General features: G+C 50.5%; 6 protein-coding genes. 5 read left to right on the top strand and 1 reads right to left on the bottom strand.

Annotation, left to right across the window (positions count from 1 at the left end; genetic code table 11):
- The first annotated feature begins 32 nt into the window (after window positions 1–32).
- Entirely contained in the window at window positions 33–905 is an 873-nt protein-coding gene (locus FD07_RS11320) for a GGDEF domain-containing protein (RefSeq protein ID WP_020090427.1), read from the top strand.
- Window positions 906–1,005: 100 nt separating this feature from the next.
- Window positions 1,006–1,212: a hypothetical protein gene (locus tag FD07_RS11315; RefSeq protein ID WP_020090428.1), complete on the top strand. Its 207-nt coding sequence runs from the start codon at window positions 1,006–1,008 to the stop codon at window positions 1,210–1,212.
- Window positions 1,213–1,354: 142 nt separating this feature from the next.
- On the opposite strand, the gene FD07_RS11310 is transcribed toward FD07_RS11315, so the two are convergent.
- Complete coding sequence (locus tag FD07_RS11310) at window positions 1,355–1,684, bottom strand: hypothetical protein (protein WP_020090429.1); 330 nt, start codon at window positions 1,682–1,684, stop codon at window positions 1,355–1,357.
- A 169-nt stretch (window positions 1,685–1,853) separates the two neighbouring features.
- Here FD07_RS11310 and FD07_RS11305 point away from each other — a divergent pair, with 169 nt between their 5' ends.
- From FD07_RS11305 to FD07_RS11295, 3 genes are all read left to right on the top strand, one after another.
- Entirely contained in the window at window positions 1,854–3,587 is a 1,734-nt protein-coding gene (locus FD07_RS11305) for an ABC transporter ATP-binding protein (protein WP_020090430.1), read from the top strand.
- The gene (locus FD07_RS11300; protein ID WP_020090431.1) at window positions 3,580–5,421 is read left to right on the top strand and encodes an ABC transporter ATP-binding protein; all 1,842 of its coding nucleotides are present in this window, start codon (window positions 3,580–3,582) and stop codon (window positions 5,419–5,421) included. The genes FD07_RS11305 and FD07_RS11300 overlap by 8 nt, the downstream gene beginning before the upstream one ends.
- Before the next feature lie 544 nt (window positions 5,422–5,965).
- Window positions 5,966–6,976, top strand: a complete 1,011-nt coding sequence (locus FD07_RS11295; protein WP_020090432.1) for a serine hydrolase domain-containing protein — start codon at window positions 5,966–5,968, stop codon at window positions 6,974–6,976.
- Window positions 6,977–7,275 lie beyond the last annotated feature (299 nt).

Raw genomic sequence — 7,275 nt, 5'->3', positions numbered from 1 at the left:
CACTTCAATTTTAAATCGAGGAATTAATTTTATTGATTTTTGTCGCATACTTCTTGCAGGTGCGCATTCCCTATTGGCTAATTGTATTAGCTGGGATTGCGTTCATGCTCCTCAATGGTAATATTAGCCAACCCCTGTCATGGGTCTATACGGGCTTATTTGTAGTCTTCTACGTTTTCTCTTACGTACAGAGTACCCATTTGTGGCGTTGGCCGTTTACACGTTACGCGACCGTCGCTTTAGGTTTTGCATTACCGCTGTGGTATTTGGTCAAAATGCGGTTTAACCTCTCTTGGAGCACGTATGCCGAAGAGATGATTAACTATATGATCCTGGTGTCACTGATGTACGGCTACTTTAAGATTCAGGATAAGGATCGCCGAATCAAGGATCGGCTGTTCCAATCGGCCAACTGGGATGCGTTGACTAAGGTCCAGAACTTCGCCGCCTATGATCGGGCAATCGGCTATGAGTTTCGGCGGAGTGCGGGTCACGATGCAGATCTGTCGATGGTGATGTTTGATATCGACCACTTCAAGTGTGTTAACGATACGTATGGTCATCTTGCGGGGGATGAAGTGCTCAAGCGAGTTGCCAGTACCGTGGCTAGCACATTGAAAGCCATTGACCCTAAAGTTGTCCTGTATCGAACCGGTGGGGAAGAGTTCAACATTATTTTCCCCAATTATGATGTAGACCAGACCAGGGAAGTTGCCCAGCGAGTCTTCGATGCCGTGAAGAACCTGACCATTTCGTACAACGATGTGGATATCAACGTGACCATCTCGGTAGGGGTCTCCGCGTTGAGCGTGAAGGACAGCAACCCCTTGGACTTTTACAAGCGTGTCGATGCTAACTTATACCATTCGAAACAAAACGGCCGGCAGCAGATTACGGTTGGCTAATTTTTGGTTAAACTGAGCGCGAATTCGTGAAAACTAGGTGGCTATCGTGTAAAATGGTCTTCTAGTCATGGCAGGTTCATGACGGATTGGAGCGATCACCGTGATTTTATTATTACTTTTGTTATTACTGCTATTCCCGCTGTTGCGACTGATGTTCGGCTTGGCAGGCTGGCTATTAGGTATCGTGGGAACGCTCATTATCGGGGCCATCGTCTTCGTTGCGTTTGCGGCATTCTTCCGCTTCTTCATCGTTGCTGCGTTGGTCATCGGTGGTGGCGTTTGGGCCTCACACGCCTTGTTCAGTTAGGCTAAGCCCCCAGCATCATCTAAATTCTATAATGTGAAAAGCGCTCAGGACACAATCGTTCTGGGCGTTTTGTCTGTCTAAATGGGGTGCCGAGGGTATTAAAAAAAGCCGCGACGCTGGTCGGGGCTTTCTAGACGGTTCGCTATTCAAATGACATTTCTACGAGGTAGGTGTGTTCACTCGTGACGTAACCGGTGGTAATCCAGACTTGTTGGTAGTCGAGCTTTGAACTATTTGTCCGTTCAAAGAAATCGTCCAGCAGGTCGCCGTTCTTGGCTAGGAAATCTGCACCCATGCGGTTGACCAGGAGGTTGTTCTCCGGGAAATAAATATCGGCGTTAGCCACTGGAACCGTATCGGGAACCCCGACGCTGACAACATTGCTGTTGGGTTGGGGGATAAAGTTAACCTTGTCTTGGTGTCGGTGAATGTATGATAAAACGTTATAGATCGAATCTGAGTTGCTCGCCACAGTTCTTTTCTCCCTTCGATGTCTATATTGTAACAAATATTTTCAGGTTTACCAGTGCTTCGCCAAGAGATAATCAGTTATTGCAAACGAATTTCAGGCGAGTATAATTATCGCATATGTAGTTTATACAGTTTCCAGAGAGCAAATAGAGAAAGAAGGCCAAAATTCAATGATGCGACTTGCCCGTAAACACTTGGACTGGTGGGCAGTGGTCCTTGCTGTGGGCTTTATGATCATTCAGGTTATCTGTGATCTTTCGTTGCCGACGTTAACCTCCGATATTATTGATAAAGGGATTGCGCAAAACGACATTGGTTACATCTGGCAGACCGGTGGTAAAATGCTCTTGCTGAGCTTTATCGGGGTGCTAGGGTCCGCAGGTAACGTTTACTATGCAGCGACCCAATCACAGAAGATGGGCCAACGAATTCGATCATCACTGTTTAAGAAAGTAACGTTTTCCTCGACCGAAGAGTTTGAGACGGTGGGGAATGCCTCACTGATTACGCGGACGACCAACGATGTGGTTCAGATTCAAAACGTCATGGTCCAAATGCTGCGGATGATGTTGATGGCACCAATCATGTTGATTGGGGCCGGGGTACTGGCTTACGTCAAGAGTCCTAAATTAACGCTGGTCTTCTTGGTGGCGTTACCAGTATTGGCTATCTTTACCGGTGCCATCATGTACTTTGCCGTGCCGTTATTTAAGAGCTTACAGAAGAAGATTGATCGGATTAACCTGACGTTCCGTGAAGGTCTGACCGGGGTCCGGGTCATCCGGGCCTTCAATCAAGATCAGTTTGAACAAGACCGGTTTGAAGGGGCTAACCAAGATTACACGCAGACTGGGATTAAAGTTTTCATGATTGTTTCCTTAATGTTCCCAATTATCACGCTGATTATCAGTGGCACCAACATTGGTATCGTGTGGTATGGGGGGCAATTGATTGCGAGTCAATCGATGGCCGTCGGGAACATGGTGGCGTTCATGACTTATGCCACGCAGATCCTGATTAGTTTTATGATGGTTTCCATGATCTTCGTCTTCGTTCCGCGGGCCCAGGCGTCCGCTGCACGGATCAACGAAGTCATGGACCTAAAGTCAAAGGTCACCGATGCCGACCAACCCGCTAATTTAACGGATGAGGCTGCTAGTCTGACCTTTGATCATGTGAACTTCCGTTATACCGGTGCCGAGGAATTGGCATTGACTGACGTGAACTTTAGCGCAACGGCTGGCCAGACGGTGGCGATTATTGGGGGGACTGGTTCTGGGAAATCCACGCTGGTTAACCTGATTCCACGGTTGTTCGATCCCGAAAGCGGGCAAATTCGCCTGAATGGGACCGCACTGACCGCCGTGAGCCAACACGACATTCACGGGGCCATTTCGATTACCCAACAGAAGGCTGTGCTGTTCTCCGGAACGATTCGGAGCAACATGGTCTATGGGATGCCGGACGCGACTGACGAGCAAATTTGGCACGCTTTAGATGTGGCTCAGGCCAGCGACTTCGTTAAAGAAGAGGGTGGCCTGGACGCGACCGTTGAACAGGACGGGGATAACTTCTCCGGTGGGCAACGGCAACGACTGGTCATTGCGCGAACTATTTTGAAGCGCGCCAGTGTCTACATCTTTGATGACTCGTTCTCAGCCTTGGACTTCAAGACTGATTCCTTACTGCGTCAGGATCTGCGGAAGGATGAACAGGTTCAAAACGGGGTCACGGTCATTGTCGCGCAACGGGTTTCCACCGTTGCCGATGCCGACCTGATCTTAGTCATCGATGGTGGGAAGATCGTGGGTCAAGGGACACACGATGAACTTAAGGCTACCAACAAGACGTACCAAGAAATTCTGGACTCACAACTCCGAAAGGGGGAAGTCGTCGATGCGTAATGGACGCGGATCCGCAACTAAACAGCGGCCACAAAGTTTCTGGGGTACGACGATTCGGCTCTTCCGTTACATGGGCCGCTGGATTCCAGGAATTGTGATTGTGTTGATTTTTGCCGCAATTGCCGTTATTTTACAAATTAAGACGCCTAAGATTTTAGGGAAGGCCACCACGGAACTCTTTAAAGGCGTGATGAAGGGCCAAGCTGAGTTGAAGGCGGGGTTGCCGATTCACAGCTTACCCGTGAACTTTGACAAAATTGGTCAAATCTTGCTGGTCGTGGGAATCATGTACGCCGCTGCCGCAGTCTTCAACGTGATCCAACAGGTTATCATGAACTGGATCGCGCAGAAGGTTGTGTACCAACTTCGGCGTGACTTGAAGCAGAAGATGCAACACCTGCCAATCGGATACTACGATACTCACAGCAATGGGGACTTGATGTCTCGGATGGCTAACGATATGGATAACATCGGGGGCACACTGCAACAGACGCTGTCGCAAATGGTGACGAGTGTTCTGACGTTCTTCGGGGTCCTTTACATGATGCTGACCATTAGTGGTTGGTTGACGTTAGTGGCCTTGATTTCAGTGCCACTGAGTCTGGTCGTTGTGATGATCGTCGCTCCCAAGTCCCAACGATTCTTCGCCAGTCAACAGAAGAACTTGGGATTGCTGAACGATACGGTTGAAGAGACTTACGCGGGTCATACCGTTGTGAAGACGTTCAATCGGGAACACGCCACACAGGAACAATTCGAAGAACACAACCGGAAGTATTATCAATCTGCCTGGAAGGCGCAATTTGTTTCCAGTCTGATCTTCCCATTGATGAACTTCGTGAAGAATTTGGACTACCTGGCCGTTGCCGTTATTGGTGGGATTCAGGTTGCTAATGGGCAAGTTAGCTTGGGGAACGTGCAGGCTTTCCTGCAATATACCAACCAATTCTCCCAACCCATCACCCAGATGGCCAACCTGACCAACACGATTCAGGCGACGATTGCGTCTGCCGAACGGGTTTTTGCGGTCTTGGATGAAACCGATATGGATGAGTCTGCCGATGCTGCCTTACCAGAGCACACGGCTGATGCAGGCAACGTCATTGAATTTGATAACGTGGCCTTCCAATACGATCCTAAGAACCCGCTGATTGAAGACTTCAATCTGAAGGTCAAACCGGGTGAAATGGTCGCGATTGTTGGGCCAACCGGTGCCGGAAAGACGACCATCATTAACTTGCTGGAACGTTTCTATGACGTGGGCTCTGGGCAGATCAAGTACCGTGGTGAAAATACTAGTAGTGTTGCGCGGGCCGAATTGCGGAAACATTTCGCGATGGTGCTGCAAGATACCTGGCTCTTCACCGGATCGATCTTCGATAACATTCGGTACGGTCGTGAAAACGCCACCGAGGAAGAAGTTTACGCGGCTGCTAAGGCGGCACATGCGGACACCTTCATCCGCCAGTTACCAGAGGGGTACGACACGGTGCTGAACGAAGCCGCAACGAATATTTCTCAGGGGCAACGGCAATTGTTGACAATTGCACGGGCCTTCGTAGCTGACCCAGATGTCTTAATTCTGGATGAAGCCACGAGTTCGGTTGATACCCGGACAGAGATGTTGATTCAACACGCGATGGAACGCTTATTGGCGGGCCGGACCAGTTTCGTGGTCGCGCACCGTTTGTCCACGATTCAAAACGCGGAGAACATTGTGGTCATGAATCATGGGCACATTGTTGAAACGGGGAACCACGACAGCTTGCTGGCAGCCGATGGTTTCTACGCCGACCTTTACAACAGCCAATTCGCCGGCAACAACTTGGCTTAACGACTCCATAATGTAGCTAATAGTTGAGTCCGCCTCGGTGGTCAGAAATTCCGTCTNTGTAGCTAATAGTTGAGTCCGCCTCGGTGGTCAGAAATTCCGTCTGCTGTGGGGACCGTCTGCAGCCAAAGGACTGGCTTCCGACTCGGTTTGAAACCTCGCGAAGATCATGCGAGTTTCCAAACGCGTCCTGTGGTGTAAGTCCGGGATGAAACAAGCGCCCGGATTAACGCCACCGTCACGGCTGGCTACATTTCTGACCACCTTCGGCTCTTGCAACTGTAGGTTGTCATATGGATCAGTGGTTAGCAACGTTTGGTTTCCAGAGAATTGTCTGTGAATGTTGTCTAGCAAAGTGGTTGTTGATCAAGATTAAATAGTTAGTGATTTTAAAGGTGAGAGGCCGTGGACAGCGATGTCTGCGGCCTCTTTTTTCGCTTGTTGTCAGACGAGTAGGGAAGCCAACCGTTAAGTTTTTATAATCCAGTGGCCGTCGTGGTCGGTTCCGGGGTAGAATGAATACAGAGAGAAAGTTGAGGCGGTAGGAATGACGTATCCACAAACAAAAGCGGCATTACAACGGTTACTCATCGACGGGATTGTTCCCGGAGTTAGCTATGCCTTTATCGATGGCGATCGGGTCGAAACCGGTGAAATGGGGCAGGCAGCATTGGTGCCACATCGTGAGGCTTTGCGGCCCGGAATGGTTTACGACGTGGCGTCGTTGACCAAGGTAGTGGGGACGCTGAGTGTGACGCTCCAACTCCTGGCGCAAGGGCGCTTGCGACTCACCGACCGGGTCAGTGACTGGTTACCGGCGTGGCAGGATCGGCGGGTGACAATTCGTCATCTGTTGACGCACACCTCCGGAATCATCGGCTATATCCCCAATCGTAATCAGTTGTCAGCGTCCGATTTGACGGCAGCACTCCTGCAACTGCACGTGGGGCCGACCTTCAACCGCAAGATGGTTTACGCCGACGTGAATTATATTTTCATGGGCTGGATCGTCGAACGGATACTTGGCGAGCCAATCCAGGTTGCCGCCCAACGCCGTGTGTTGACGCCGTTGGGCATGGTGCACAGTACATTTACCCCGCAAGACGTTAGCCAATGCGTACCAACAGCAGTGACGCGTGAGCGCGGATTGATTCGCGGCACCGTTCACGATCCTAAAGGGTACGTGTTACAGCGGCGTTGTGGGTCAGCCGGCTTATTTAGTACGGCCCGGGATTTGGCTACGTTCTGTCAGGCTTACCTGTATCCGGAAAAAGTGGCTGGGGTGTTGCCGCCAATGTGGATTCATCGGTTGACGGCTGACTGGACGCCGAATGGTCAGGCCAACCGTTCACTGGGCTGGGCGTTGACCGCCTCACAGTGGCCGACTGCGCATCACGTCATCTGGCACTCAGGCTTTACCGGAACGTATCTGGTTATCGATCAGCAAGCCAAACAGGCGATGGTTTTCCTGACCAATCGGGTCCATCCGGTGGCCCCAAATCTACCATATCTGGATCAGCGGAATGCCGTGATTGGCACTTATTTGGCTGAGAAGTAGGCAAAAAATTTGTCGCTTGCGGCTGTCAGGGGTTCTGCCGCTGTGGGGACCGCTTGCAGCCAAATAACGGGCTTCCAGCTCGGTTTGAAACCTCGCGAAATTCGTGCGAGTTTCCAAACACGTCCCACGGTGTAAGACCGGGAAGAACCAGGCGCCCGGTCTAACGCCGTAGCCACGGCTGGCGCCACCCCTGACAGCCTCCAGCTTAGCTAGTTTTTAATAGAAGTTAGGCAGAATTCCCTTGCTTTCAAACAAGGGATGAATGCCACCATCTCTTTCGCTGACTGGCAATGTAGTTT

Origin of the sequence: Levilactobacillus parabrevis ATCC 53295, assembly GCF_001434055.1 — a bacterium.
In the GTDB taxonomy this organism is placed as follows: Bacteria; Bacillota; Bacilli; order Lactobacillales; family Lactobacillaceae; genus Levilactobacillus; species Levilactobacillus parabrevis.
The sequence above is the reverse complement of the archived record's forward strand: the minus strand, read 5'-3'. Positions and strand labels throughout refer to the sequence as shown.

Coding starts and splice junctions, on each gene's coding strand:
- FD07_RS11295 (WP_020090432.1), top strand. CDS start 5,966: ATGACGTATCCACAAACAAAAGCGGCATTACAACGGTTACTCATCGAC.
- FD07_RS11300 (WP_020090431.1), top strand. CDS start 3,580: ATGCGTAATGGACGCGGATCCGCAACTAAACAGCGGCCACAAAGTTTC.
- FD07_RS11305 (WP_020090430.1), top strand. CDS start 1,854: ATGATGCGACTTGCCCGTAAACACTTGGACTGGTGGGCAGTGGTCCTT.